Below are 26,930 nucleotides of genomic sequence, written 5' to 3'. Positions count from 1 at the left end.
GGGGCGTGAGCCGCATGGATGCGGCGACCGAGCTTACATGGACGTACTTGCAGCGGCCCCCGCAACCGGACCCACCCCGCCTACCCTCAGGAAACCAGCTTCGGCTGTTGCTGTTGCTGTTGCAGTGGCCCCTGCCTCTGCAGGTGCAGGGCGCAGCCCTGCCGGCAACCCCTCCTTGACCGCAGCGGCCCGAGCCCCGGAGAATTACGAGATTAATTCTCATTTGCTGTTGCGCAGGATGCGGGCGGCAGCCTCGACGGCCCTCGATCCCGATGTTCAAGAACGTCCTGTTCCAACTGCACTGGCTGCTGGGCATCAGCGCTGGCGCCATCCTGGCCGTGATGGGCCTGAGCGGTGCCGTCCTGTCATTCGAGGATGAGCTGCTGCGCGCAGCCAATCCCGGCTTCGCCGCCATCGCCGAACACCATGCCGACAACCAGCAGCCGCTCGCCCTGAGTGAACTGGTGCCGTTGCTGCAGGCAGGCAGCGAGCGGCCGCTGCAGCGCCTGCGGGTGGATGCCAGCGGCCAGCGGCCGTCTGTTGCACGCTTTGCCGGTGGCAAGGACCACTGGGTGTATTTCGACCCCTACAGCGGCGAGCGCTTCAGCGCGTTGCGCGGGCAGGCCTTCTTCGATTTCGTCGAGGACCTGCACCGTCATCTGGTTGCCGGCGAGCGCGGCTCGTGGATCACCGGCAGCTGCGCGATCGCCCTGCTGTTCTTCGCTCTGTCCGGGTTGTACCTGCGCTGGCCACGTCGCTGGTGGCACTGGCGCAGCTGGTTGGCGGTGGAGTGGGCGCGCACGGGCCGCGGCTTCCTGTGGAGCCTGCATTCGGTGATCGGCACCTGGGTGCTGCTGATCTACCTGATGAGCGCGTTGACCGGGTTGTGGTGGTCGTTCGACTGGTACCGCAACGGGCTGACCCAGCTGCTGGGTGTCGCGCCCCCCGCCAAGCACACACTCGCCACCGATCTGTCCCTCGATCTGCACAACGTCGAGGCCACGCTGTATGCGCTGCCGGGTGTGCGCCAGGGCTTCATCGACCTGCGGCTGCCGGAGAAGCCCGGCCAAGCACTCAACGTGCGGGTGATGTCGGCGGATCCCGCGCAGCGCGGCGGCCACCATGACCGCGCACATGACCTGCTGCAGCTCGACCCGGCCACCGGCGCCGTTCTCGACGCGCGCCCCTACGCGCGCCAGGGGGCCGGCGGCCAGCTCACCACCAGCATGTTCGCCCTGCATTCGGGCAGCTTCTTCGGCATGCCCGGACGCATCGTGGTGATGCTCAGCAGCCTGGGCATGTGCCTGTTCTTCATCACCGGCTGGCTGTTGTACCTGGACCGCCGCCGCGGCCAGCGCGCCGCGCGCGCGCTGCGGCAGACCGTTCCGGCAGCAACACACCACACCGGCGGCACGCCGTGGCTGGTGGTGCATGCCAGCCAGAGCGGCCTGGCCGAACAGTTGGCCTGGCGTGCGGCGGCACAGCTGCAGGCGGCCGGCCACGGGGTGCAGGTACTGCCGCTTGCGCGCGTGACTGCCACGCAGCTGCAGGCCACCACACAGGCGCTGTTCGTGCTCAGCACCTTCGGTGATGGCGAACCCCCGGACAACGCACGGCGCAGCGCACGCCAGTTGCTGGCACAGCTGCCGGACCTTGCCGGGCTGTGTTACGGCATGCTCGCGCTGGGTGACCACCAGTACGAACGGTTCTGCGGGTTCGGCATGCAGATGGATGACTGGCTGACCCGCGCGGGTGCGCAGCCGTTGTTCGCGCGAATCGATGTCGATGCGGCTTCGGTGACGGCACTGCGCCAGTGGCAGCTGCAACTGGCCGCGCTGACCGGCATCGACACCGATGACAACGTGCTGCCAGCGGCCACGGTGATGCATGACTGGCGTCTGCTCGGCCGCACCCTGCTCAACGCCGGCAGCGTCGGTGGCCAGATCTGGAAGATCCGCCTGGCACCTCCGGCCGACGTCGATTGGCGGGCCGGCGACATCCTGCACATCGCACCACGCCACGACGCGCTGCATGTGCACGCGGTGCTTCGGGCGCATGGCCTGGATCCCCTGCAACCGGTACTGATCGACGGTGGTACCAGAACGCTGCGGGAACTGGCCAGCGAACGGGTGCTGCCCGAACCCGGCAACGCATTGCAGGTGCAGGATGCAGGGCTGTGGCTGTCAGGCCTGCCGTCACTGCCCGGGCGTGAGTACTCCATCGCCTCATGCGCCGCCGATGGCGAAGTGGAGCTGGTGGTGCGGCTGGTCCACGACGCAGCCGGCCGCGCCGGCCTGGGCTCGGGCTGGCTGGCGCTGCATGCGCCGTTGGACGGTGCGGTTGCGGCCCGCGTGCATCGCAACCCGGGCTTTCATCGGCAGCCAGGTGCACCAATGGTGCTGATCGGCAATGGCACGGGCATCGCCGGCCTGCGCAGCCTGCTGCGCGAAGCGGCGCATCACGGTGAGCACGGTCATTGGCTGCTGTTCGGCGAGCGCCAGCGCGCGCACGACTTCCTGTTCGCCGAGGACATCATCCGATGGCAGGCTGACGCGCACCTGCGGCGGTTGGATCAGGCGTACTCGCGTGATATCGACGATGGCAGCTACGTGCAGCATCGACTGCGCGCCGCGGTGGATGAGCTGCACGCGTGGCTGGCACGCGGTGCGGTGATCCATGTCTGTGGATCGCTGCACGGCATGGCCGAAGGCGTGGACCAGGTGCTGCGCGAGGCACTGGGCGATGACGCGGTGGAAACGCTGCTTGAGAACGGACGTTACCGGCGCGACGTGTATTGAGTCCGTTCGCCGGGCATGGCCCGGCGCTACCCGTCCTGGGTTTCAACGGTAGCGCCGGGCCATGCCCGGCGAAGGCGATCAGGCCATCACGCCGCCGCCCGCGCCCGACGCTCGGGCTGTATTCGGAACACGCCCACCGCTTCGGCCAGCGCCTGCACCTGGGCCTGCATCTGCGCGGTCGATGCGCCGGCTTCTTCCACCAGGCTCGCATTGCGCTGCGTGCTGGCCTCCATCTGCACGATGGTCTGGTTCACCTGGGCGATGCCCGCGTGCTGTTCGTGCGAGGCACTGCGGATACCGGCCAGCAGCCCGGCCAACTGCTGCACGCTGCTGACGATCTCGTCCATCGTCGTGCCCGCCTGCTCGGCCTGCGTACTGCCCTGGCCAACCTGCGCCACCGAATCCTCGATCAGCCCCTTGATCTGCTTGGCCGCATCCGCACTGCGCTGGGCCAGCAGGCGCACTTCGGCCGCCACCACCGCGAAGCTGCGGCCCTGCTCGCCTGCACGCGCGGCCTCCACTGCCGCGTTGAGGGCCAGGATATTGGTCTGGAAGGCGATGCCATCGATCAGCTGGATGATGTCGCCGATGCGCCGCGACGACGCGCTGATGCCCTGCATGGTCGCCACCACCTGGCCGACCGCAGTGCCGCCACGCTCGGCAACCCTGGCGGCGTCGCGTACCAGTCCATCGGCCAGCCCCGCCGCGTCGGCATTGCGGCCGACGGTGTCGGTCAGCTCATGCATGGATGCCGCGGTTTCCTCCAGATTGGCCGCCTGCTGCTCGGTGCGCTGGGAAAGATCGTGATGGCCGGAAACGATCTCGCCCACGCCCACATCCAGGCGCACAGTGGCCTGCTGGATACGGGTGACGATGTGGCCCAGCTGCGCGACAGTGGCGTTGGCATCATCCCGCATGCGCGCGAACACGCCCTGCAGGTCGCCCTCCATGCGCACGCTCAGGTCGCCGCGTGCCAGCGCGGCCAGCAGCGCCTGCAGGTCGCCCAGGTTGGTCTCGAAGGTGGACAGCAGGCGATTGATGCTGGTCGACAGCGTGCGTACGAAACCCTGCTTGCCCTCCAGCGCGATGCGACCCTGCAGCTCGCCATGCGCCGCCGCATCAACCAGCGCCGCCACTTCGGTTTCCAGCAGCGTTTCCAGCGCGCGGCTGCGCCATTCCACCGCGACACCAAGGAAGTGCTCGTCCTCGACGATGGCATTGGCGATCAACTGGTAGCGGGTGCCGGCGTGGCCGATCTCACGCTCTTCGCGCTGACGGACGCCGATCAGTCCCGCCAGCGCCGGATGCAGGCGGACCGCGTCACTGCCGAGCAATGTCTCTGCGGAATGATCCAGCAACTGCAGCAGCGCCGGGTTGGCGTAGGCCACCCGCCCTTCCGCATCAACCACCATCAGGCCGGTCTGGGCGCTGTCCAGCGCCTGCCGCACGCGCGTGTTGCCGCGTGCCACCGCGCGTTCGGTCTCGGTCCGCGCACGCAGGCGCTGCTGCATATCGACGAGGCGCTGCGCGAGCTGACCGATCTCATCATTGGCGTTGTGCACGCGCAGCGTGGTGTCGAGCCGATCATCCGCGATATCGCCTGCAAAGCGCAGGGTGTCCTGGATCGGCCGACGCACCGCACGTACCACCAGCACCAGGCTGGTGATCAGCACACCGGCCACCAGCAGCAGGGTAGCCACGAACAGCACGCTGGCCATCCTTGCGCCCGATCGCTGACGCAGTTGTGCCTGTTCCAGTGCCGCAACCTGGGCCTGCTGGAACGCGGCCAGTGCCGGGCCGACGGCCGCTGCGGTCTCGAGCAGCGACTGCGCCTCCACGTCCAGGCCGACGCGCGCGGCGGTATAGCCCAGCAATGCAGCCTGGTAGGCCTCCATGCCATTGCGTATGCGTTCCTGCACCTCGGCGGGCAGGCCAGCCAATGCCAGGTCGAAGGGCAGCTTTTCTTCGCTGGCGCGATCGGCGTGGGTGGAATCGCCATCGAGCAGCAGCAACGCTTCCTGGCGCCGCATCCGCTGCACATGCAGGGACAGCGCTGGCCGCTCCAGCGCATCCACCTGCGCCTGCAGCGCGTCGGCAGCCTGCTGCAGCTGCGCGGCCAGGCCGGCGTCGCCGCGTCCCATCTCATCCACCCGCTCGAACAATGCGGCGATGCCCTGTGAGAAGGCATCGACCGCCTCGGCCATCGCCTGCAGCGCCTTGCGCCGGCCCGCATCCATCGGCATGCCGCGCAACGCCTGCAGGTCCTGCTTCAACATCTGCTGCGTGGCCAGCAACTGGCTGCGGTCCGCAGCATCGAAACTGCGCGCATACTGGGTCTGCAGGCGCCTGGCCTCGGCCACCCGCGCCGCCAGCGAAGCAACGCGGTCACTGCCGTGCTGGTAGCTGGCCTGGTCACGGGCCGCCTGCGTACTCGCATGGCTGGTCCAGGCATGGACGGCGGCAATGGCCACCAGGCCCAGGCTGCAGACCAGCAACGTCGCCTTGAGCTTGTCGGCAACGCTGAGCCGATGTGGCTGCAGCCAGCGCAGCAGGCCAGGGAAACGGGAGCGCAACCCGACAACGCGGCTACGCAGGGACCGAAGGTGGGGAACGACGGCCGACATGACAGGCTCCAGGCGGAAGGACGCACCTGTATCGGCCGGTTTCAACAGAACTTTAGCGGTGGATTGAATCCTGCCGCGGGCAGTGGCCAGTCGTCGCTGTTGTACCGGCCGCAGGCGACCGGGGGATGACACCGGCGCGCCGCGCTTGACCTCAACCCCGGTTGCGGTAGCACAGTGGAGACCCCTGCCCGTGGTGCCTGCCATGTCCGTCGACGTCTCCCGTTACCTGCAGCGCCTGCAGCTGGATGCCCCACCACCGCTTACCCTGGCCGGGCTGACCCTGCTGCAGCAGCGCCACAACGCCCTGCTGCCGTTCGAGACCCTGACCAGCCTGCTGCGCGACGCGGTCGCCATCGACCTGGACAGCGTCCAGCACAAGCTGCTGCACGCGCAGCGCGGTGGCTACTGCTTCGAACTCAATGGCGCGTTCCTGGCCCTGCTGCAGGCCCTGGGTTTCGATGCGCAGCCACTGAGCGCACGTGTGCTGTTGTCAGCCGCCGATGGCGAGCTGACCGCGCGTACGCACCTGCTGCTGCGGGTGCATCTGCTGGGCGAGGACTGGCTGGTCGATACCGGCTTCGGCAGCCTGACCCCGACCGTGCCACTGCGCCTGCATGAGACCGCAGTCCAGGAGACACCGCATGAGCGCTACCGCGTGCAGCGGCTGGAGGATGGCGACTACATGCTCGCCTCTGAGGCCGGTGACGACTGGCGGCCGCTGTACCGTTTCGACCTGCAGCCACCGGCGCCGATCGATAACGAAGTGGGCAACTGGTACGTGTGTACGCATCCGCAGTCGAGCTTCCCCGGCCAACTGCGTGCATCACTGACCGGGCCGGATTGGCGACGCACCATCGGCAGCGGCAACTACACCGAATATCGCCCGGGCCAGGTGCCGGCCAAGCGCCCGCTGCGTGATGTACAGGACGTGCGCGAGGTGCTGCAGCAGGGCTTCGGCATGCGCCTTCCGGATGATCCGCGATTGGATCCGGCCATCGCCGACTGGCTGCAGCGGTCGCGGGCCGCGTCCGTGTAGCGCCGTTGTCGGCGCTCAGATGATGCGCAGGGTGATCGCCTTCAGCACCGCACGGGTGCGATCACGCGTACCCAGCTTGTCCAGCAGGCTGGATACATAGTTCTTCACCGTGCCCTCGGCCAGGAACAGGCTGCGCGCGATTTCCTTGTTGCTGTAGCCACCGGCCAGCAACCGCAGGATCGCCACTTCGCGTTCACCGAAGGTATCGCTGGGCGGCGCTTCGTCATGGAATCGATAACGTGCCCGTACCGGTTCGGTGCTGACCGGCAACAGCAGCGTCTGGCCGGCAGCGACCCGCTCAATGGCCTCGCGCAGGTCTGCCGGCGCTGCGTCCTTGAGCAGGAAACCCTGCGCGCCGGCCTCGCTGGCACGCAGCAGCAGGTCACTCTCGTCGAAGGTGGTCAGCAGCAGGCAGGGCGTTCTGTCGCCACGCGCACGCAGCTGGCGCAGTGCCTCGATGCCATCCAGGCCGGGCATGCGGATATCGCTGAGCACCACGTCCACCTGGTGCGTGGCAAGCCCCTGCAGCAGTGCCTGGCCATCCTCGGCTTCCAGCACCACCTGCATCCCCAGCCCCTGCAGCAACGCGCGCAGGCCGGCGCGCACCAGTGCCTGGTCGTCGGCCAGTGCGATGCGGATCGCCGCGGTGCTCATGCCGGCAACCGTGCAATCAGGTGCATGCCGCCCTGCTCGGTGCGCGCAAGCTGCAGCTCGCCCTGCATCACGGCCAGACGCTCGCGCATACCAGCAATGCCATTGCCTTCGCTGATGCGCTCGGCACGCTGGCCGTCATCGCGGATATCAACACGCAAGCGGGAATCCTCTTCGGTCATCGTCAACCACACGGTGCCGGCATCGGCGTGGCGTGCGGCATTGGTCAATGCTTCCTGGACCAGGCGCAGCACCGTCTCGGCCAGCTGCGGGTCGGTCACCCGCAGGCCTTCGGCAATCTGCACCTGCAGGCGCGGGCGTGGAAATGGCGCAGCCAGCGCATGCAGCGCGGTGTCGAGGTCCAGGCCACGATCATCACGCATCGACTGCACGACCTGGCGGATGTCGGTCAGCAGCTCACCGGACAATTGTTCGGCCAACAGCAGACCATCGCATCCGGCCAGCGCCGGATCGGCGGCCAGCGCGCGCAGGTTCAAGCGCATGGCGGTGAGCTTGTGTCCGGCCACGTCGTGCAGTTCACGCGCCAGCCGCAGGCGCTCGGCATCACGCGCACTGTCGGCCAGCAGCGCGCGCGTGGCCAGCAGGTCCGCATTGACCCGGGCCAACGCATCGCGGGCCAGTGCGGTGCTGCGCGCGTAGTGCGCCGTGAGCGCAGCGAACACCTGGAAGCCGCCGTACAGCAGCACGATCATCAACGGCTGCGGAAAGGCCGCCTGCCTGAGCACCGCATACAGCGCCATGTTGGCGGCCAGCGCAATGACCAGCACCACCCGCGGCGGCCAGTGCTCGGCCAGCTGTGCAACCAGCACCACCAGCAGGATCGGCGCGGTGCCGGTACGCGGTTCCAGCGCCACCATGGCCACCGCCAGCCCGGCCTGCACGATACCGGCGATCAATCGCACGCCCTGGCGGGTGGGCAGCTGCGAATGCGCAGCAAACAACAGCAGGAACAGGCCAAGCACCGCCCAGCGCAGGCCCGCACCCTGGGTGTGCACGCCCAGGGTCAGACCGACCACCAGGATGGTGACCAGGCCAGCCAGGCTGAGCGGTCGCAGCAGATGACGGAAGAAGGTGGGCATGACTGCATGCTGCGGGCAGCGGTGGCCGCTCGGCAATGGGTGCGGCGCATAAAGTGACTTCTGGCACGTCGAATCGATGACCACTGGCCCTGATCGCTGCGCGTGCGGCCGCACAGACTGGCCACACACCGCCCACGGAGCCACCGCCATGATCCGCACCATCCTGCTTTCCGCCACCCTCGCCGGCCTGTCGCTGGCCGCCAATGCCGCCGCCGCCGAGCTGGCCGTCAACGTGCATGACGTCCGCGCCCAGACCGGCACCCTGCGTGTCGCGCTGGTCAATACCACTGCGGCCTGGGACGGCAAGGCTGCGCCGGTTCAGGCGCAGCAGGCACGCCCACAGGGCGACAGCGCGCACTTCACCTTCAAGGACCTGCCGGCCGGCGACTACGCCGTGCTGCTGACCCATGATGAGAACGACAACGGCACGCTCGACACGAACCTGGTGGGCATGCCGGTGGAGGGCTATGGCTTCAGCAACAACCCGCAGGTGATGCGCAAGCCGACCTTCGATGAAGCGCGTTTCAGCGTGCCGGCTAGCGGCACCGCCATTGACATCAGCCTGCGCTGATCCTTCCACTCCGCCTGAGACCTGCCATGGACCGTCGCCGCTTCCTCCGTACCCTGATCAGCAGCACCGCCGGCCTGGCCCTGGGCGCGGCGGCCCTGCGCAGCGCGCCCGCGTTCGCCAACGACCCTGCACAGTTCGCCGAAGGCGTACAGGCGCATCCGTGGCTGCTGGGATGGCGCAGCGTGACCAGCGAAACGCTGGGGCCGGCCACGGTGGATCTGCAGGGACGGTTGCCGACCGGACTGGCGGGAACGCTGTACCGCAATGGCCCGGCCTGGAGCGAGCGCAACGGCCTGCGCTACGACCACTGGTTCGATGGTGACGGCATGGTCCACGGCTGGCACTTCAACGGCGACGGCACCCTGAGCCATCGCGCGCGCATGGTGGCCACGCCCAAGTTCACCCGTGAACAGAAGGCCGGGCGCTTCCTGTATCCCGCCACCGGCACCAGCATTCCCAATGCCCAGGCGGTGCGCAACAACGATGATGCCAACGTCGCCAATACGTCGGTCATCGGCATCAACGGCCGCCTGTTCGCACTGTGCGAGTCGGGCTCGGCGTTCGAGGTGCACCCGGATACGCTCGACACCCTCGGCCCGGTCACCTGGCGGCCGGATCTGGCGGCGCTGCCCTTCTCGGCGCATCCGCTGGTCGACCGCGACGGCAGCCTCTGGAACTTCGGCTCGATCAGCCTGCTCGGCGGCGCCGGCCTGCTGGTCTGGCACATCGGCAAGGATGGCCAGCTGCGCAGCGCCAACGTGATCCAGACGCCGGAGCGCGGCTATCTGCATGCGTTTGCGATGACTGATCAGCACCTGGTGTTCGTGCTGGCGCCGTTCGATTTCAACGCGGCTGGCGGCAGCTTCTTCGAGCGCATGCAGTTCGCTCCACAGCGCCCCGCGCGCATTGCCGTGGTAGCCAAGGATGCCCCGGACAAGGCACAGTGGTTCGAAGCTCCGTTCGCGGCGATCTATCACTTTGGCGATGCCTACCAGCGCGGGGACGGCATCGTGCTGCGCGCCGTGCGCCGCGACAACATGGATGAAGCACGCTCGCCGATGAAGGAGGCGATGGCCGGCGACGGTGCACATGCCAGCAACGGACGCACCTCGCTGGTCGAACTGCATCTGGACATGCGCCGTGGCAAAGCGCACTGGCAGGACACCGGCATCAGCACGATCGAGTTTCCGCTGTTCGATCCACGTACGGCGGGCAACCGCGGCGCACGCTTGTATGCACCGACGGTCGAGGGCCCGGCAACGGCGCCGTACTTCAATGCGGTCGCGGCCTTCGATGTCGACCGTGGTCGCCGCCAGGTCTGGCGCTACGGTACCGACATCCTGGCCGAGGAACATGTCTTCGTGCCGCGACCGGGCAGCCGCGATGCCGATGACGGCTGGCTGGTCGGCACCCTGCTGGACCCGGTGAACGCGCGCAGCGGCATCGCCGTCCTCGATGCACGGCATGTGCAGGACGGCCCTGTAGTGCAGGCATGGTTGCCCTACGCGGTGCCACTGGGCTTCCACGGAACGTTCGTGGCACGCAGCTGAGCCGACGCCGCGCGCACGGGCCTGATGGCATGCTGGACCGCCCGCCGTAACGGAGTCCACCATGTCCCTGGCCGATCACTGTCATGCGTTGGCCCCACTCGGCTACCTGCGCGTTGCCATCAACCTCGGCAACCCGGTGCTGGCCCAGGGCGACGCCGATGCACCACGCGGGCCATCGGTGGAACTGGCCACCGCGCTGGCGCAGCGGCTGGGTGTGCAGGCCCGCTTCAGTTGCCACGACGCGGCCGCATCGGTGGTGGCAGCAGCGAGCGACGATGCGTGGGACCTGGCCTTCCTGGCAGTGGACCCGGCGCGCGCCGACCGCATTGCCTTCAGCGAGCCCTATGTGGAGATCGAAGGCACCTATCTGGTGCGCGATGACAGTCCAGCACGACAGGTTGCAGACCTCGATCGCAGCGGGCTGCGCATCGCGGTGGGACGCGGCGCCGCCTACGATCTGTTCCTCAGCCGCGAGCTGCGCCAGGCAACGATTGAACGTGCCGACACCTCGGCCGCCGCCATCACCCTGTTCGACCAGCAGCGGCTGGATGCCGCGGCCGGCGTACGCCAGCCCCTGCAGGCCTGGGCACAGGCACACCCCGGCCATCGCGTGCTGGCAGATCGCTTCACCGTCATCCAGCAGGCGGTCGCAGCGCCCGTTGCACGATCCGCGGCGGCGTTGCAGGCACTGTTCGCCGAAGTGGAAACGATCAAGGCCGGGCCGCTGCTGGGCGAGGCCTTCGCACGTGCCGGGCAGGCGGTCACGCTGGTGCGCTGACGCACACGCCACAGCATCGCGCCTGCGCGACGGGCGCTAACCCGCGTCTGCGGCCTGCATGTGCCGCACGTGCTCGGCGGCCTGCGCATGCAACCAATCGCGGAAAGCCAGGAAACCACGGTGCCGCACCGAGCGCTGCGGATACACCAGCCAATGCGGCCACGCGGTTTTCAGGCGCAGGTCCGACAACGCAACCAACTGGCCGGAATCCAGCAGCAGCCGCGCCCGCGTGACCCGCCCCAGTGCAACACCAACGCCGTCCAGTGCCGCGCGATGGTGGGCTTCGGAATCATCCAGCACCGCCACGAACCGCGCAGGCGGGCGTTCGCCGATCAGCGCGAACCATGCGCCCCACGCGCCGTCGGGGTCTCCCAGCAGCGGCCACTGCGCCAACGGGACGTGGCCGATGCCGCCCATGCGCTCGATCAGTGCCGGGCTGGCCATGGGCAGCAGCCATTCGTCGAACAACGGTTCCACCACCAGTCCCGGCCATTGTCCGCTGCCCAGCCGCAGCGCTGCATCGAACTGCAGTTGCCGGTCGAAGTCGATCAGCCGCTCGCTCGACTGCAGATTGATTTCGATCTGTGGATGCGCGGCCACGAAGTTGCCCAGCCGTGGCACCAGCCATGCGCTGGCCATCGACGGCACGGCGCTGAGGGTGAGCACATGCTCGGGTCGCGCAGCGTAGGGCTGGAAGGCGTCGTTGATCGCATCCAGGTGGGGGCCGACCTGATCCAGCAGGCGCTGCCCTTCCAGGGTCAAGGCCACACCCCGCGCCTGCCGTATCAGCAGCGGCTGGCCCAGGCGCTCTTCGAGCTGGCGCATCTGATGGCTGAGCGCACTGACCGTCAGGTTCATCGACGCGGCGGCGCGGGACAGGTTGCCCAGGCGTGCGGCAGCGACGAAGCCCTGCAGGGCATGCAGCGGGGGGCGGGACATAAGCCTTGAATTCCTCTCAAGTCGACCTTGCGGAAATGTCGCTTTTTGCACCCCCATGCTGCCCGTATCGTGCATTCCACTCAAGTGGAGGAACGATCATGAACATCTTCAGCGGTCTGTTGTTCCTGCAGGGTCACGTGACCAACGTCGCCCTGGCCCAGCGTCTGGCCGAACCAGTTCCCGCAGCGCCCGATGCGCGCCGGGCACCGCGACCGGCCAACGTCCCGGCCACCTCGGGAAGTGTCACCACCCGCGCTGCAGGTGCTCCGGCAACCACGGCTCGGGATCGATAGCGAGCGCGCGATATGCATCGATGGCGTCGCGCAGTGCGGCCACTCCGACGGGGGAGCGCAGGCTTTCCTCTTCCGGCACCTGCGCTGCGGCCCAGTCATGCAGCCGGTCCAGACGCTGGACCATCGCCGCCCGCAGCCACGGCCGCAGCGGATACGTGCGATAGCCCTGCTGTGCCAGCGCACGTACCGCCTCGGCCAATGCGGCGTTGGCCCCGCGCACCCATTCGGTGCGCCCGCCAGCCTTGTCCTGCACCGTCATCGGCGCCGGCGCACGATGCAGCTTGAAGGGCCGCCGCAACTGCAGTTCCAGATCACGCGCATCGCGCTCGGATTCCGCTTCGACCAGCGCCCCCGCTTCCAGATCGAAGAACTCGAACCAGCGCCGATGCAGCGCACTGATCCGGCCCAGCGGATCGCGCGAGAAACCAATCTTCGCGTAGTCCTCCCAGGCACAGGGAAAGACGTAGGCGAACACGCGGCCATCGATGCGGATATCGGAGTCCATGGCCACAGGATCACCTGACGGGCATTCGCAGGATGTGCAGCCAATGCCCATGACAGGCAGGCTTCCGGCTACGCTTGCACGCCATGCCTTCATCACACGCCCCTCGCCTGCCGGTGTCATCGATCACGATCGATGCCCTCTCCCTCGACATCCTCCAGCGGCAGCATGCGGAACTGCGACGACCGCCGGCCTCGCTGACCAAGCTGATGACGGCCTACACCGCGTATGACCTGCTCGCGCAGTCGGGTGGTTCGTGGTCGGACACCATCGCCATCGATCCGTGCGACGTACACGAGGTGGCCGACGATGAAACGCGGATGGGCCTGGTGCCCGGCGAACGCATCGCCCTCGGCAGACTGCTGGAGGGCCTGATGGTGGTTTCCGGCAACGATGCCGCGCTCGCCCTGGCCCGTCACCTGGCCGGATCGCAGGCGGCGTTCGCGCAGCACATGAACGACCACGCGCGGGCGCTGGGCCTGCACGATACGCACTTCATCTCCGCGTCCGGCATCACCACCCCGGGCCATCTGTCGACCGCGCGCGACATGGCGATGCTGGCCGCCCACCTGCTTGCCCGCTACCCCGATCTGCTGGCAATCACCGCACAGCGCAGCTTCGCGCACCGCACGCTGCAGAAGGCGAACCAGAACGCCCTGCTCGGCGAGAACGGTGTGGATGGCTTGAAGACCGGTTACACCCAGGCTGCGGGTTTCTGCCTGGCGGCCACCGCCCGTCGCAGGTGCGCTGGACACGCCCTGCCGCTGCGCCTGATCAACGTGGTGCTGGGCGCTGATTCCCGTGCGTCGCGCGATGAGCAGGTGCGGGCGCAGCTTGATGCGGGCTTTGCCATTGCCGCGGCGGCCGAGGCCCAGCGTGTGTGACGGGCAGACCGGGCAGACACCACGGGCAATGCGCTCTATAGTCCAGCGCCCGAAGGAGTACCCCATCGATGGATCGACGTCTCTTGTGCTGGATGCTTGCGCTGTTCTGCACGTTCTCTGCGGCACTCACCCATGCCGGTGAACTCAGCCCTGCCGAGACCGACGCGTTGCAGCAGGATGTGCGATCGCTGCTGTCCACGTTCGCCCGCAGCGATACCGATGCCATGATCGAGCGCACGCATCCCAGCGTGAAGCGGTTTGCCGGCGGCGATGCGGCGTATGTGAAGGCCACGCGCGAAACGATGAAGGCGCTCGACGACTTGGGCCTGAAGATCATCAGCGATGATATCGGCGAACCGACCCGCACCTATGCTGCCGGCGACGAAGAAGTCTGCTTCGTGCCGCGGACCACGGTATTCACCGTCGACGCGCAGACCGTGAAAAGCCTCGCCTTCATGATCGCCATCCGCCCGGTGGGCGGTACGCAGTGGCGCTACATCGATGGTGCCGCGATGCAGGCGATGCCGGAGCTGCTGCGACAGCTGTTGCCGGACCTGCAGCCCGACGTGCCCCTGCCACCGCTCAGCGTCGAGCGACTCTAGGCGGGCTTCGTCCACACGATTCAGGCGCTGCGCTTGACGATGGCGACGATCACGCGCTCCAGCTCGGCCTCGGCGGCCGCATGTTCCACCGCACCGGCCGCAACCGCTTCAGACAGGGTTTCGGCGGCACCAAGGATGGCCCAGAAGCCGGCGGCTGGCACGACCTCTCCCGCTGCGAACGGGCCCAGCCACTGCGCGCACTTGTCGATGAAATCCTGCTGATAGCAACGGCGCACCGCACGCAGTTCCGGTGATCCCGCCAGCGCGGCGAGAATGTCCTGGATCTCGCTGCCCTGCGACAGCACGCAATCGATGTAGCCGGAGGCGATGGCGTGCGCGCGATCCTTCAGCCGCGCCTTCGCGCTGCCGATGCGCTCATCGAAGACCACGGTCTGCCTCTGGTCATAGTCGGCATACAGCGCAGCCAGCAAACCGTTGCGGGTTTCGAAATGGTCGTAGGCCAGCGGCTTGGCGACGCCGGCCGCCTCGGCCAGGCGGCCCAGGGTCAGCGCATCGGTGCCCTCTTCGCCGACCAGCGCCCACGCCACGTCCAGCAGCTGGCGGGCACGCTGTTCGCGGGTCAGGCGGCGACGGGGCTCGGGCGCGGCAGGTCTGGAAGGCAAGGGAGATCGTCAGGGCGCGGGGGTTCCGATCTTACGTCCGATGTCCACCGCCGTCTGCAGATGCGTTTCGGCCATGCCGCTGTCGGCATCCAGCAGCAGCGTGGATGACAGCACCGGCGCTCCGCAGTAATCGAAGATGCCCTGGTCGATCTGGGCCTTCATCGCCTCGCCATAGCCACGCCGGTCGATCATCTCCTGGCCGGCGCCGCCCAGCCCCACCAGATGCACCTGCAGCCGCTGCAGCTTCTTTTCCACCTTGCCATCGGCGCCTTCCTCATAGGCCCAGCCCTGAGTGAACACGCGATCGATCCAGCCCTTCAGCAGCGCCGGGAACGACCACCAGTAGAGCGGGTAGACCAGCACGAGCGTGTCGGCCGCATCCAGCCGCGCGTGCTCGGCGGCCACATCGGCCGGCAGCGTGGTGGTCCTGCGGAAGAACGCGTGGTCCTGCGCATTGAAGCGTGGATCGAAGCCTTCCGCCATCAGATCCACGGTGGTGACCGTGTTGCCGGCATCGGCGTTGACGATCGCCTCGCCGATCCGCGCGGCCACGGCATGGGTGAGCGAGGAGGGTTCAGGGTGGGCTACGACGATATGGGTATGCATGACGGGCTCTGGCAGTTCATTAGTTACCAATGGTAACTATGATTGCCGCCAGCACCAGCACCATCGGTGGAATGCTGTCGCGCATCGCGGCCACGCTTGTGCACATTACAGCCACGCCGGGCTGCCATCGTCTTGATGCCTGTCAGGGGATGCTTGCCGCACCACCGCAGCATTCGCACGACATCACACCATGCAAAGCAACAATGAACGACCCACGACGCTTCCGCGCCTGCTCCTTGTGGAAGACCAGCTCGATCTGGCCGATCTGATGGAACAGGCCCTGACCGACGAAGGCAATGAGATCGCCCACGCCAACAGTGTCTTCGAGGCATTGGGCATGCTCGACAGTGACCACTTCGATGGCGCCGTGCTGGACGTGGAACTTCGTGACGGCGTGGTGTTTCCCGTTGCCGATCGGCTGCTCGAGCTCGGCATCCCCTATCTTTTCGCTTCGGCGGTATACGACCAGCTGGTGCCAGTCAGGCATCGGCGTGCGCCGTTCCTGGCCAAGCCGTTCCATGTGCAGGGCCTGCAGCGCGCGGTACGTGAAGCGCTCGGCAGGACGCCCCCCTCACCTGCACCGTCGCACTGACCGGCCCGTAACTACGGCTTGAACAACCCGTTGAGCTCGGCACCTGACGGGGTGCCCGGCAGCCCGTCGAATGATCCGCTGCCGAGCATCTGCTCCGATGCCCTGAGAAAACCCGCCCACGCACTGCGGGCCAGCGCACCGCCGACACTGACCCGGCGCACGCCGAGGCTGGCCGCCTGCTGCAGCGTCATCTGCCCGGGCGAAGCAATCAGCAGGTTGACCGGCTTACCACCGGCGGCATCCACCACGGCGCGGATCTGCGCTGCGCTGCGGATGCCAGGCGCATACAGGCAATCGGCACCCGCCTGCGCATAGGCGCGGATGCGGGCCAACGTATCGTCCAGATCGGGGCGCCCGACAAAGAAGTTTTCCGCGCGCCCCACCAGCATCACGTCGTGCCCGCTTTCGTCGATGGCACGGCGCGCTGCGCGGAGGCGGGCCACGCTGTCTTCGATGCTGCGTAGCGGATGTTCCGCATCGCCGGTGGAATCCTCGATCGACAGGCCGGCCACGCCGGTGGCGATCGCCATCGACACACTCTCGTGCACCGCCTCCGGGCTGCTGCCGAAACCATCTTCGAAGTCGGCGTTCACCGGCAGATCGGTTGCCGCCACCATCGTGCGCAGATGGGCCAGGATCTCGCTGCGCCCCATCGCCCCGTCAGGCTGCCCGTGGGCCCAGGCATGGCCGGAGCTGGTGGTGGCCAGTGCCTGCGCACCCAGCCGCGCCAGCGCCACGGCGCTGCCGACGTCCCAGGGATTGGGCAGCAGGAAGCAACCGGATGCATGCAGTGCCCTGAAGGCAGCCCGGCGGTTCTGGATCGCGTCGACACTCATCACGGACTCCTGGTTCATACGCCTTCCCAAACTGCCAACAGGGCAACGGTCACTTGGCAGCGCGCTTCGCGGCGCCGCCACCCGGTTCTGCCGTCGTCTGCAACGGCAGCCCCTGCAGCACCGCCTTGTCCACCTTCGCCGCCACGCCAACACTGCGCCCGGCCAGGTTGGCCACCTGGTACTGCACCGCCACGCCCAGCACCTGGGTCGCCTCGGACAACGTCAATCCATAGGCCTGGCGCAGCCACTGCAGCATGCCCGAGGTGGCGATGCGCAGCGCATCATCGCTGGAGCCGCCCTGGCCCAGGGTCATGATCTGCGTTGCCGATTCCACCCGCGGCGTTGCGATCGCATGCTGCTTCAGCAGCTCGACCTTCACCTCCACATCCAGCGACGTCTCCAGCGCCCACTGCGTGGTTTCGCCATCGCCCTGCAGCGCGTGGCCATCGCCCAGGTACATCAGGGCGCCAGGCTGCTGCACGGGCAGGTAGACCGTATTGCCTTCAACCACGGCGTTGAAATCCATGTTGCCGCCGAAATCGGCGGTATCGCCGGTGGAAAACGGCGGGTAACCGAAGCCGGGCGCCAGCGCCAGGCCACCGAGCATCGGCTTCACCGGCACTTCGAAATGCCGCAGGCCACCACTGGCTCCCTGCGGACGGGCGACGCCCCTGCTGCGGTCCAGCTGCCAGCGCACGGGCTTGCCCAGCTCGCTGGCTTCGGCGGCCACCCGCGGCGTCTTCAAGCGCCCCACGAGGCCATCCAGGCTGTCGGCGTGGTCGCGGTTGAGCTTCAGCGAAGTGAGCGTGATCGCCAGCGTATCGCCCCGTTCTGCACCGACCACGAAGAACGGCCCGACCTGCGGGTTGCCGAACAGCGCACGGGTAATGCCCTTCTCGTCGACGCCGCCGGAATCCAGCGTGCGGGTCTGCACCGAGTCCCCCGGCCAGATCACCAGCACCGGCGCGCGGTCGGCGCTGAACGTATTGGAATAGTCGGTCGGCGTGAACACATGGCGCTGCGGTGCGGTCGAGCCCCGCGCCGGTACCTTCCAGGCACTGAAGGCGTGGACGGCACGCGCGTCGCGGTTGTTGGTGTCCGGCTGATCGCTCTGTCCCTGCATCCGTGTACCGTCAATGCGCCCATCGAACTGGTAGCGCTGGCCCTGGCTGTCGGTGGCGGTGAACAGCATCTGCCCGGCGCCGAGGGTGCCGATGACCGGGTCGGCGTCCATCCGGCCGACGATACGCCCGTCATGCACGTCCAGATGCAGGGTCTGGTAGTTCCTGTTGCCCCACAGGTCGGTGGCAACGATCCATTGTTCGGCAGCCAGCGCATTCAAAGGCAGCAGTGCCAGCAGCAGTGCGGGCAAGCGTGGGGAAATAGGCACGGCGCAGGCATCCAGGAGCGCCGACATGGCGGGTTGACGCAGTGTAGGAACACCCTGGCAACCTCCGCAGTGTCGAACGTAATGCGGCCCGGCGGCATCGCCCCGGCAAGGGGGATGGTCGGCAGGCGCAATTTCCACTATCTATAGGCAGCCTTCCAGCACGCGTCCGCCATGCAACCAAGCGGACGATGGCATTTTTCAAACGACCGCTTTAAACACCACTAATTTCGCCGAACTGGACAGCATCCTCAGCTTCCGCCAGACTGCCGCCCTTTCCCGTCAATCGGATCCCATGGCGAAGCTGCTGGTCCTGCATGGCCCCAACCTCAACCTGCTCGGCACCCGCGAGCCGGAGGTCTACGGCCACACCACGCTGGCCGACATCGACCAGGCGCTGGCCGCCCAGGCCGCTGCCGCAGGTCATGCGCTGGAGAGCCTGCAGTCCAACGCCGAGCACGTGCTGGTGGATCGTGTTCAGGCCGCACGCAACGACGGAACCGCCTTCATCCTGATCAACCCGGCCGCCTTCACCCATACCTCGGTTGCCCTGCGCGATGCGCTGGCGGCCGTGGCCGTGCCGTTCATCGAGATCCACCTGTCCAACCCGCATACCCGCGAGCCCTTCCGCCAGCACAGCTATTTCAGCGACAAGGCCGTTGGCGTGGTGTGTGGCTTCGGTGCCGACAGCTACCGCTATGCGATGGATGCGGCGTTGGCACGCGTGCAGGCTGCCGCCGCGTCATGAGCCTGTCGCGCGTCCTCGCCAGCGTTGTGCTGTGGGCCGGCCTGTGCGGCATCGCCGCCGCGTCCGACCGTGAGGCCGAAGGCATCGACTGCGCGCACCCGACCACCACGATGGAGAGCGACCTGTGCGCCTCGGACGTGGCAGCGGCCGCCGACGTCGAACTCAACGCCGTCTACGCCCAGGCCCGCAGGCAGCTGCGCACGCCGGCCAACGGCGGCAGCTGCAGCTACTGCGGCAACGCCGAGCAGGAACTGGTGCTGGCCCAGCGCGCATGGATGCAGCTGCGCGACCACGACTGCCAGGCGGTGTATGCCCTCAATTCCGACGGCACCGCGCGCAACGGCGCGCAGATGCGCTGCCTGATCACCCTCGCGCGCGACCGCACCCGGCAGCTGCGTGACTTCTACGAACTGCTTTGACCCGAGCGCAACGCGCTTCCCACCACACTGACATCAAAGAGCAAAGAGGCCACCATGGATCTCCGCAAAATCAAGAAGCTGATCGACCTGCTGGAAGAGTCGAACCTGGCTGAAATCGAAATCAAGGAAGGCGAAGAGTCGGTGCGCCTGTCGCGCGCTCCGGTGTCCGGCTACGGCATGATGCAGGCCCAGCCGCAGATGATGATGGCCGCCCCGGCCGTCGCCCAGCCGGCCACCCCGGCAATGCCGATGCAGTCGCCGACCGAAGCCTCCACCGGCGGCACCGCCAAGCCGGGCAACGCCCTGCCGGAAGGCCACGTGCTGCGCTCGCCGATGGTCGGCACCTTCTACGCCTCGTCCGCTCCGGACAAGCCGGCGTTCGTCAGCATCGGCCAGCAGGTCAAGGCCGGCGAGACCCTGGCCATCATCGAAGCGATGAAGATGTTCAACCCGATCGAAGCCGATGCGTCGGGCACCATCGTCGCCATCCTCGGCGAGAACGGCCAGCCGGTGGAATTCGACCAGCCGCTGTTCGTGATCGGCTAAGGGGCGGCTGCCATGCTCGACAAAGTCGTCATCGCCAACCGAGGGGAAATCGCGCTGCGCATCCTGCGCGCGTGCAATACCCTGGGCATCCGCACGGTGGCCGTGCACTCCACGGTCGACCGCAACCTCAAGCACGTGGCCATGGCCGATGAATCGGTCTGCATCGGTCCGGCGCCGTCGGCGGAAAGCTACCTCAACATCCCGGCGTTGATCGCCGCGGCCGAGGTCACCGACGCCCAGGCCATCCACCCGGGTTATGGCTTCCTGTCCGAGAACGCCAACTTCGCCGAGCGCGTGGAAGAGTCCGGCTTCATCTTCATCGGCCCGAAGGCAGACACCATCCGCCTGATGGGCGACAAGGTCGAAGCGATCCGCGCCATGAAGTCGGCCGGCGTGCCGTGCGTGCCCGGCTCGGGCGGCCCGCTCGGCGATGACATCGTCGCCAACACCAAGATCGCCCGTGAGATCGGCTACCCGGTCATCATCAAGGCCGCCGGTGGCGGCGGTGGCCGCGGCATGCGCGTGGTGCATGCCGAAGCCTCGCTGAAGACCTCCATCGAGACCACCAAGAGCGAGGCCAAGGCCGCGTTCGGCAATGGCGAGGTCTACATGGAGAAGTTCCTGGAGAATCCGCGTCACGTGGAGATCCAGGTTCTGGCCGACGGCCAGGGCAATGCCATCCATCTCGGCGAGCGCGACTGCTCGATGCAGCGCCGTCACCAGAAGGTGGTCGAGGAAGCACCGGCACCGGGCATCACCACCGAGCAGCGCGAGCAGATCGGCAAGGTGTGCGTGGAAGCCTGCATCCGCATCGGCTACCGCGGCGCCGGCACCTTCGAGTTCCTGTACGAAGACGGCCGCTTCTACTTCATCGAAATGAACACCCGCATCCAGGTGGAGCATCCGGTCACCGAGATGGTCACCGGCATCGACCTGGTCGCCGAACAGCTGAAGATCGCTGCCGGCCAGAAGCTGTCGATCAAGCAGAGCGACGTGGTGCTGAGCGGTCATGCGATCGAGTGCCGCATCAACGCCGAAGACGCCGAAACGTTCGTGCCGAGTCCGGGCACCATCACCGGCTTCCACGCACCGGGCGGCCCCGGCGTGCGCGTCGATACCCACATCTACAGTGGCTACCGCGTGCCGTCGAACTACGACTCGATGATCGGCAAGCTGATCGTGCACGGTCCGGACCGCGAGACCGCCATCGCCCGCATGCGGGTGGCGCTGAGCGAGATGGTGGTCGATGGCATCAAGACCAACATCGCCCTGCAGCAGCGAATCATGCGCGACAAGGGCTTCCAGGCCGGTGGCCAGAACATCCACTATCTGGAAAAGCGCCTTGCCGAGCGCAAGAGCAAGCCGATCGCCTTGACCTGATCGGCTGCGGTTGTTGCCACACATGAAAAGGGCGGGGATTTCCCCGCCCTTTTCTGCTTTTTGCTTTCTGTAGAGCCGAGCCATGCTCGGCTGCTTTCCGGCAAGCCAGGCATGGCCCGGCCCTGCTGGATCCGCTTCAACGCTTGCCGGCGACTTCCGCGGGAATCTGCGAGTTCGCCAAGGGACGCACACCGTTCGGCGAGGTCGGATCGACGATCACCATGGTCTCGCTGGAGCCATCGGGCCACACCACCTGGAAGGTGCTGCCGGCCGGCAACGACGAGAACGGCACGCCGCTCTGCGCGCGGTAGACGGCGGCCACCTGGCTGGCACCGGCGCGGCGCACGTCTTCCTGTGTCTTCACCGAGGTCAGTTCCACCTTCGACAGGCGCCGGTAGCGGTCCTCGTAGGTGTCGATCATCAGCAGGCCCACGGCACCGGCCGAGTACGCCACGAACAACACCACCCAGAACCAGAACTTGGCCCCATGCAGGAATCGACGGTAGTTCATCGCCCGTCCCTCGTTCCAATCAATCGCTTGATCCATTCCTTCATTTTCCCCGCACCTTGCCGCGAAACCGCGGCGTCATACACAAATTCACGGAAGTCCTGCGTTCCATCCGGCGAACAGATCCCTCCATTCGCACAAAAACTGTTGACCAGCACGCTGTCGGCTCCACAGGGAAGACCGAGTTCGCAGGCCGCAACCCGCCATGCCAGTTCACTCAGCTGTTCACCGGCGACCATGCCGGTGAGCGCCTTGTCGCCGGCCGCGCGCAATCCCATGCCCGGCGCGATCGCCATATAGGCTTCCGGATCGCGCGAGGTACGCACGCGCTCGACCAGATCACGGCGGTACTGCTCGTTGTCGTGCAACGGCTCACCTTCGGCAAACAGCGCCGCTTCGGCAGCGAGGTTGCCCTGCTGGGCCGCACGACGACGCTCACCGAGCACCAGCGCCGGCCCCAGCTTGTCGCCGGGCACGAAGCCACCGCAGCGCTGCGCCACTCGTTCGCGCGCCGCCACCATCACCGGTGCGGCACCCAGGCCGAGGCCGGCCAGTACGTTGTTGTCCAGGCGATAGCCGCCCGGATCAACGGCGTACTGCGCGCAGTAGTCATAGACCCGGCTGAGCATCCACCGCGCCTCATGGTTGCCCTGGTCGGCCTGCACGCGCAGTCGCTGCGCGTAGGCGTACAGATCGGTGGCATCTTCGATGTCGGCGCGGATATCCAGCGGCAGGCCTGAAGGCAGCGCGGTGCCCCGTTCGAAAGCAGCCAGGCGGCGTGCCAGCGCTTCCGGCATCACCGGTGCCAGCGCCCCCTGCGCATCGCTGGCCTGGGTAGCCAGCGGCACGTCGACGCGCGCGTCCATGTCCCGGCCGTGGCCATTGGCCCGATAACCGGCCACGCCCAGCACGGCCACGGCCGGCAGGACGAGCAACCAGGTTTTCAGGGTCGGGGCGAAAGCCATCGGCAACGGTCGGTGGTACGGCGCACAGGAAAGCGCCGAGTTTAGCAAGGCCCGTGAGGCCTGTCTGAATCGGCTTCGTTCATCCCGGGGTGGCATCTCAGGCAATACGGAGACGCCCCGATGGTCTAGCATGGCCCCCTTTCCCGCGATTGCCCTCACCGCCATGCCGTTCCTGGAACTGACCCTGCGTTGCACCGAAGCCACCCAGCCCCGCTATGAGAATGCGCTGGAGGACATCGGCGCGCTGGCGGTGACCCTGCTTGATGCCGAAGCCGACACCAGCAACGAGCAGGCCATCCTGGAGCCCGGCGTGGGCGAGACCCCGCTGTGGGATACCCTGGTGCTCAGCGCGCTGTTCCCGGCCGACAGCAACGCCCTGCTGCTGCTGGCCGCGCTGGAAGCCTTCGACCCGGAACTGGACTGGAGCAACGGCAGCTTCCGCGCCGTGGCAGACGAAGACTGGGAGCGCGCGTGGCTGGACCAGTTCCAGCCGATGGACTTCGGCAGCCGTACCTGGATCGTGCCGTGGAACCATGAGCTGCCGGAGGCCGCGCAGGCTGCCGACGCCGCCATCGTGCGCCTGGATCCGGGCCTGGCCTTCGGCTCGGGCACCCACCCGACCACCGCGCTGTGCCTGCGCTGGCTGGACCAGTTGGCCGTTGATGGCCAGCTGCAGGGCCAGCGCGTGCTCGACTTCGGCTGTGGCTCGGGCATTCTCGCCCTGGCCGCGCTGAAGCTCGGTGCCGCCCAGGCCATCGGCGTGGACAACGACCCGCAGGCGCTGATCGCCACCGCCGACAATGCCGAACGCAATGGCGAACAGGCACGCATGCAGGTGTACCTGCCGCAGGACGAACCGGTCGCCACCTACCCGATCGTGGTCGCCAACATCCTGGCCTCCGCGTTGGATGCACTGGCCGAACTGCTGGCCGCCCGCGTCGCCACCGGTGGCCGCATCGCCCTGTCGGGCATCCTGCATGGCCAGGAAGACGAACTGCTGCAGCGCTATGCGGCATGGTTCGACGACCTGCAGGCCACCCAGGATGGCGACTGGATGCGCATCACCGGCGTACGCCGCGCCTGATCGTGGTTGAATGACCGCTGGATCCGAGCCCGCGCCCTGAGCATGTCCGAGCCGAACCCACCGCGCCGTCCCCTGGCCACGTTCCTGCGCACCGCGCCGGGGCGCGATGTCGCGCCTGAGACCACGGCACCGCGAGAACCGGGGCCGCCCGATGCAGCGCCGGTGATCGACGACCTCGACCCGGCAACGGACATCGCGGCGGCAACAGCAACAGAACCGCCGCCCGCCGATGATCCAATCATCGAGCCGGCGCCCACTGCCACGCCCGGCATCGCCGTCACCGCCACCGATGCGCCCAGCTTCCTCGGCGTGCGCCCGCGCGCACTGCCAACCCCTCGCTGGCATTGGCTGCTGGTGGCCGCACTGGCGCTGCTGCTGTTGCTGCAGAGCGTGCTGGCCGATCGTGCACGGCTGGCCGCCGATGCCGGCACCCGGCCGTGGATCAGCGCGCTGTGCAACGTGCTGCGCTGCACGCTGCCGGCCTGGCGCGAGCCCACTGCATTCACCATGACCAGCCGTGAAATCCGCCCGTTGCCGGCCCAGGCCGGCGTGCTGCAGATCCAGGCCAGCATCCGCAACGACGCGCGCTGGCCGCAGGCATGGCCGGATCTGCGCCTGTCGCTGTCCGATGCCGATGGTCGGGTGATCGGCACCGGCGTGTTCGCACCGGCGCAGTACCTCGGTGAAAACCCGGGTGCGGCCGCGCTGGAACCGGGACAAAGCGCACGCATCGCCTTCCGCGTGCAGGAGCCTGCCGCATCCACGGTCGCATTCACCTTCGAGTTCCTTTGACCTGGGCCGGGCCGCCCGGCCGTGGCAGGTCGGGCACGCTCGCGCTAGACTGACCGCCATCACCTCATCCGGTCCGGCGCCCCGCGTGCATGGACCAACCAGATCGGGAACCCCCTTGAACGCTGTCCTTTCTCGTCCTGACAACAGTCGTGGCGCTGCCCGGCCACCGCTGCGCGAACATGTGGCCCAGTCCGTGCGCCGTTATCTGCGCGACCTCGATGGCTGCGATGCGGACGATGTCTACGAGATCGTGCTGCGCGAGATGGAGATTCCACTGTTCGTGGAAGTGCTCAACCATTGCGAAGGCAACCAGAGCCGCGCGGCGGCGATGCTGGGCATCCATCGTGCCACCCTGCGCAAGAAGCTGAAGGAATACGGCATCAGCGCGTAAGCGCCGCCCGCCGGGCATGGCCCGGCGCTACCGATTCCGGGTCCACCTGGTTCCCGTAGATCCACCCCATGCGTGGATGGAAGTCCGCCGGATCACCCGCCGCCGCCCGCCTTCCAGTAGTACCGCACCACGTGGAAGAACACCGGCGCGGCGAAGCACACTGAATCCAGCCGATCGAGCATGCCGCCATGGCCCTCGATCATGTTGCCCCAGTCCTTGATGCCGCGGTCGCGCTTGATCGCCGACATCACCAGGCCGCCCCAGAACCCCATCAGGTTGATCAGCAGCGACAGGCCGAATGCCTGCAGCGGCGTGAACGGGGTGATCCACCAGAGCGCGGCACCCAACGCGCTGGCACAGAGCACGCCGCCGACGAAGCCTTCCACCGTCTTCGACGGCGACAGCTTCGGCGCGATCAGGTGCTTGCCCAGCAGCTTGCCCCAGATGTACTGCAGCACGTCCGACGACTGCACCACGATCACCAGGAAGGCGAACAGCAGCACGTTGCGCGCCGGATCGTAGCCCGGCACACGCAGGTTCAGCAGCAGCGGCACGTGCGAGATGCAGAACACGCAGATCATCAGGCCCCACTGCACCTTCGACGTGCGCTCCAAGTAGTGAGTGGTATCGCCGCCGATGGTGGCCAGGATCGGCAGGAACAGGAACGCGTACACCGGGATCAGCAGCGTGTACATGCCATACCAGTCGATCCACACCAGGTAGTACTGCCACGGCAGCACGATGTAGAACGCGGCCAGCAACGCGTAGTAGTCGCCTGATCGTGTCGGTGCCAGGGTGATGAATTCGCGCAGTGCGAACAGCGAGATGATCGCGAACAGCACGATCACGCCGGCGCGACCGAAGAACAGCGCCAGCCCCACCACGATGGCCATCACCCACCACGCGCGGATGCGCGAAACCAGATTGGCGATCACTGCGCTGGGCGTGCCGCGCTGGCGCCAGCGCAGGGTTTCGGACACCAGCGTGGCCAGCACCAGCACCGCGCCTACGCCGGCAAACAGCAGGCCGGTCTGCTGGCCCACGCTGCGCGCGGCCAGATCACCGGACATATCGATCATGAAGCTCATGCGCGGCCTCCGTTCGGGGCCAGGGCCAGCAGCGCCTGGCGGCTGCGCGACAGGAACGCCGCCTTGTCCTCATCGGCCTGCAGGCGCAGCGGCGTACCGAACGTCGCCGTGCACAGCAGCGGCAGCGGCAGGAAACGCCCCTTCGGCATCACCCGCTTCAGGTTGTCGATCCATACCGGCACGAACTCCAGCTCCGGGCGTTGCCGCGCCAGATGGTAGATGCCGCTCTTGAACGGCAGCAGCGGCTCGTCACCAATGTTGCGCGTGCCTTCCGGAAACAGGATCAACGAACAGCCCTCATCCACCGCGTCACGCAGCACCTGCAGCGGATCCTGGTGGCGGTTGCCCGCCTCGCGTTCCACCAGCACGCCATTGAACACCGCGTCGATCAGATAGCGCCGCAGGCCGTCGCGCTGCCAGTACTCGGCGGCGGCGACGGGCCGCACCTGGCGCCGCAGTGCCGGCGGCATCGACGACCAGATCAGCACGAAGTCACCATGACTGGCGTGGTTGCCGTAGTAGACGCGGTGCTCGCTGGACGGCGCGCAGCCGACCCACAGCGCGCGTGCGCCGGTCACGACGTGGATGGCCGCACTGCAGGCGCGGGCGATCAGTTCAGCGAACATCGGCACCTCCG

The 26,930-nt window shown here is 67.4% G+C and carries 28 protein-coding genes; 15 read left to right on the top strand and 13 right to left on the bottom strand.

The genetic code is table 11. From position 1 onward, the window contains the following. Nucleotides 1-272: 272 nt before the first annotated feature. Complete coding sequence (locus tag AC13GI_RS16845; RefSeq protein ID WP_482996882.1) at nt 273-2,798, top strand: PepSY domain-containing protein; 2,526 nt, start codon at nt 273-275, stop codon at nt 2,796-2,798. Between the two features lie 86 nt (nt 2,799-2,884). Here the strand turns inward: AC13GI_RS16845 and AC13GI_RS16840 are convergent, their stop codons facing one another. Beyond that, nucleotides 2,885-5,422, bottom strand: coding sequence for a methyl-accepting chemotaxis protein (locus AC13GI_RS16840; RefSeq protein ID WP_482996881.1), 2,538 nt, complete (start codon nt 5,420-5,422; stop codon nt 2,885-2,887). A gap of 202 nt (nt 5,423-5,624) precedes the next feature. Between AC13GI_RS16840 and AC13GI_RS16835 the strand changes: the two genes are divergently transcribed. Further along, entirely contained in the window at nt 5,625-6,458 is an 834-nt protein-coding gene (locus tag AC13GI_RS16835) for an arylamine N-acetyltransferase family protein (RefSeq protein ID WP_482996880.1), read from the top strand. A 15-nt stretch (nt 6,459-6,473) separates the two neighbouring features. Here AC13GI_RS16835 and AC13GI_RS16830 read toward each other — a convergent pair whose 3' ends face one another. Both AC13GI_RS16830 and AC13GI_RS16825 read right to left on the bottom strand, forming a co-directional pair. Further along, on the bottom strand, nt 6,474-7,112 hold the full coding sequence (locus AC13GI_RS16830; protein WP_099820490.1) for a response regulator transcription factor: 639 nt from the start codon (nt 7,110-7,112) through the stop codon (nt 6,474-6,476). Continuing rightward, the gene (locus tag AC13GI_RS16825; protein WP_482996879.1) at nt 7,109-8,209 is read right to left on the bottom strand and encodes a sensor histidine kinase; all 1,101 of its coding nucleotides are present in this window, start codon (nt 8,207-8,209) and stop codon (nt 7,109-7,111) included. The genes AC13GI_RS16830 and AC13GI_RS16825 overlap by 4 nt, the downstream gene beginning before the upstream one ends. Nucleotides 8,210-8,357: 148 nt before the next feature. Here AC13GI_RS16825 and AC13GI_RS16820 point away from each other — a divergent pair, with 148 nt between their 5' ends. The 3 genes from AC13GI_RS16820 (at nt 8,358) to AC13GI_RS16810 (ending at nt 11,108) form a co-directional block, all read left to right on the top strand. Next, nucleotides 8,358-8,780, top strand: coding sequence for a DUF2141 domain-containing protein (locus AC13GI_RS16820; protein ID WP_482996878.1), 423 nt, complete (start codon nt 8,358-8,360; stop codon nt 8,778-8,780). Between the two features lie 26 nt (nt 8,781-8,806). Then, nucleotides 8,807-10,330 carry a carotenoid oxygenase family protein gene (locus AC13GI_RS16815; RefSeq protein ID WP_099820487.1) on the top strand — a complete coding sequence of 508 codons (1,524 nt, stop codon included), beginning with the start codon at nt 8,807-8,809 and terminating at the stop codon, nt 10,328-10,330. A 61-nt stretch (nt 10,331-10,391) separates the two neighbouring features. After that, a complete protein-coding gene (locus tag AC13GI_RS16810; protein WP_482996877.1) occupies nt 10,392-11,108 on the top strand; it encodes a transporter substrate-binding domain-containing protein in 717 nt (238 codons plus the stop codon). Nucleotides 11,109-11,144: 36 nt separating this feature from the next. On the opposite strand, the gene AC13GI_RS16805 is transcribed toward AC13GI_RS16810, so the two are convergent. Together AC13GI_RS16805 and AC13GI_RS16800 are read right to left on the bottom strand one after the other, a co-directional pair. Beyond that, on the bottom strand, nt 11,145-12,047 hold the full coding sequence (locus tag AC13GI_RS16805; protein ID WP_482996876.1) for a LysR substrate-binding domain-containing protein: 903 nt from the start codon (nt 12,045-12,047) through the stop codon (nt 11,145-11,147). Nucleotides 12,048-12,290: 243 nt separating this feature from the next. Then, on the bottom strand, nt 12,291-12,845 hold the full coding sequence (locus tag AC13GI_RS16800; protein WP_482996875.1) for a GIY-YIG nuclease family protein: 555 nt from the start codon (nt 12,843-12,845) through the stop codon (nt 12,291-12,293). Between the two features lie 83 nt (nt 12,846-12,928). On the opposite strand from AC13GI_RS16800, the gene AC13GI_RS16795 reads away from it, so the two are divergent. Further along, nucleotides 12,929-13,726: a D-alanyl-D-alanine carboxypeptidase family protein gene (locus AC13GI_RS16795; RefSeq protein ID WP_482996874.1), complete on the top strand. Its 798-nt coding sequence runs from the start codon at nt 12,929-12,931 to the stop codon at nt 13,724-13,726. 68 nt (nt 13,727-13,794) lie between these two features. Then, a complete protein-coding gene (locus tag AC13GI_RS16790) occupies nt 13,795-14,328 on the top strand; it encodes a hypothetical protein (protein ID WP_482996873.1) in 534 nt (177 codons plus the stop codon). A 20-nt stretch (nt 14,329-14,348) separates the two neighbouring features. Here the strand turns inward: AC13GI_RS16790 and AC13GI_RS16785 are convergent, their stop codons facing one another. Both AC13GI_RS16785 and AC13GI_RS16780 read right to left on the bottom strand, forming a co-directional pair. Then, a complete protein-coding gene (locus AC13GI_RS16785) occupies nt 14,349-14,912 on the bottom strand; it encodes a TetR/AcrR family transcriptional regulator (RefSeq protein WP_482996884.1) in 564 nt (187 codons plus the stop codon). Nucleotides 14,913-14,960: 48 nt separating this feature from the next. Continuing rightward, nucleotides 14,961-15,557 (bottom strand): NAD(P)H-dependent oxidoreductase, encoded by a 597-nt coding sequence (locus AC13GI_RS16780; RefSeq protein ID WP_482996872.1) that lies wholly within the window; start codon nt 15,555-15,557, stop codon nt 14,961-14,963. A 190-nt stretch (nt 15,558-15,747) separates the two neighbouring features. On the opposite strand from AC13GI_RS16780, the gene AC13GI_RS16775 reads away from it, so the two are divergent. Beyond that, nucleotides 15,748-16,149: a response regulator gene (locus AC13GI_RS16775; RefSeq protein ID WP_482996871.1), complete on the top strand. Its 402-nt coding sequence runs from the start codon at nt 15,748-15,750 to the stop codon at nt 16,147-16,149. 11 nt (nt 16,150-16,160) lie between these two features. On the opposite strand, the gene AC13GI_RS16770 is transcribed toward AC13GI_RS16775, so the two are convergent. Further along, complete coding sequence (locus tag AC13GI_RS16770) at nt 16,161-16,988, bottom strand: isocitrate lyase/PEP mutase family protein (protein WP_482996883.1); 828 nt, start codon at nt 16,986-16,988, stop codon at nt 16,161-16,163. Nucleotides 16,989-17,034: 46 nt separating this feature from the next. Further along, nucleotides 17,035-18,375, bottom strand: a complete 1,341-nt coding sequence (locus tag AC13GI_RS16765; RefSeq protein WP_482996870.1) for an acetamidase/formamidase family protein — start codon at nt 18,373-18,375, stop codon at nt 17,035-17,037. Between the two features lie 292 nt (nt 18,376-18,667). Between AC13GI_RS16765 and aroQ the strand changes: the two genes are divergently transcribed. The 4 genes from aroQ to accC are packed head-to-tail and all read left to right on the top strand — an operon-like array spanning nt 18,668 to nt 21,465. Then, nucleotides 18,668-19,120, top strand: a complete 453-nt coding sequence (gene aroQ / locus AC13GI_RS16760; protein ID WP_380652972.1) for a type II 3-dehydroquinate dehydratase — start codon at nt 18,668-18,670, stop codon at nt 19,118-19,120. Continuing rightward, nucleotides 19,117-19,539, top strand: a complete 423-nt coding sequence (locus tag AC13GI_RS16755) for a lysozyme inhibitor LprI family protein (protein WP_346579800.1) — start codon at nt 19,117-19,119, stop codon at nt 19,537-19,539. Before aroQ ends, AC13GI_RS16755 begins: the two co-directional genes overlap by 4 nt. A 54-nt stretch (nt 19,540-19,593) precedes the next feature. After that, nucleotides 19,594-20,085, top strand: coding sequence for an acetyl-CoA carboxylase biotin carboxyl carrier protein (gene accB / locus AC13GI_RS16750; RefSeq protein WP_180165303.1), 492 nt, complete (start codon nt 19,594-19,596; stop codon nt 20,083-20,085). Nucleotides 20,086-20,097: 12 nt separating this feature from the next. After that, nucleotides 20,098-21,465, top strand: a complete 1,368-nt coding sequence (gene accC, locus AC13GI_RS16745) for an acetyl-CoA carboxylase biotin carboxylase subunit (protein ID WP_099820474.1) — start codon at nt 20,098-20,100, stop codon at nt 21,463-21,465. Nucleotides 21,466-21,601: 136 nt separating this feature from the next. Here the strand turns inward: accC and AC13GI_RS16740 are convergent, their stop codons facing one another. Continuing rightward, complete coding sequence (locus AC13GI_RS16740; protein WP_099820473.1) at nt 21,602-21,976, bottom strand: hypothetical protein; 375 nt, start codon at nt 21,974-21,976, stop codon at nt 21,602-21,604. Further along, nucleotides 21,973-22,938 carry a hypothetical protein gene (locus tag AC13GI_RS16735; RefSeq protein WP_482996869.1) on the bottom strand — a complete coding sequence of 322 codons (966 nt, stop codon included), beginning with the start codon at nt 22,936-22,938 and terminating at the stop codon, nt 21,973-21,975. Before AC13GI_RS16735 ends, AC13GI_RS16740 begins: the two co-directional genes overlap by 4 nt. A gap of 163 nt (nt 22,939-23,101) precedes the next feature. Here AC13GI_RS16735 and prmA point away from each other — a divergent pair, with 163 nt between their 5' ends. The 3 genes from prmA to fis all read left to right on the top strand — a co-directional run bounded on the left by prmA (nt 23,102) and on the right by fis (nt 25,205). Further along, the gene (gene prmA / locus AC13GI_RS16730; RefSeq protein ID WP_380653013.1) at nt 23,102-24,022 is read left to right on the top strand and encodes a 50S ribosomal protein L11 methyltransferase; all 921 of its coding nucleotides are present in this window, start codon (nt 23,102-23,104) and stop codon (nt 24,020-24,022) included. Between the two features lie 42 nt (nt 24,023-24,064). Continuing rightward, nucleotides 24,065-24,814: a DUF3426 domain-containing protein gene (locus AC13GI_RS16725; RefSeq protein ID WP_099820470.1), complete on the top strand. Its 750-nt coding sequence runs from the start codon at nt 24,065-24,067 to the stop codon at nt 24,812-24,814. A gap of 115 nt (nt 24,815-24,929) precedes the next feature. After that, nucleotides 24,930-25,205: a DNA-binding transcriptional regulator Fis gene (gene fis, locus AC13GI_RS16720; protein WP_006397198.1), complete on the top strand. Its 276-nt coding sequence runs from the start codon at nt 24,930-24,932 to the stop codon at nt 25,203-25,205. Between the two features lie 92 nt (nt 25,206-25,297). Here fis and AC13GI_RS16715 read toward each other — a convergent pair whose 3' ends face one another. Both AC13GI_RS16715 and AC13GI_RS16710 read right to left on the bottom strand, forming a co-directional pair. Next, entirely contained in the window at nt 25,298-26,293 is a 996-nt protein-coding gene (locus AC13GI_RS16715; protein ID WP_099820469.1) for a phosphatidate cytidylyltransferase, read from the bottom strand. Further along, complete coding sequence (locus AC13GI_RS16710; RefSeq protein ID WP_099820468.1) at nt 26,290-26,919, bottom strand: lysophospholipid acyltransferase family protein; 630 nt, start codon at nt 26,917-26,919, stop codon at nt 26,290-26,292. The genes AC13GI_RS16715 and AC13GI_RS16710 overlap by 4 nt, the downstream gene beginning before the upstream one ends. Nucleotides 26,920-26,930: the final 11 nt, after the last annotated feature.

Source organism: Stenotrophomonas sp. 82F1 (assembly GCF_056861525.1).
The sequence above is the reverse complement of the archived record's forward strand: the minus strand, read 5'-3'. Positions and strand labels throughout refer to the sequence as shown.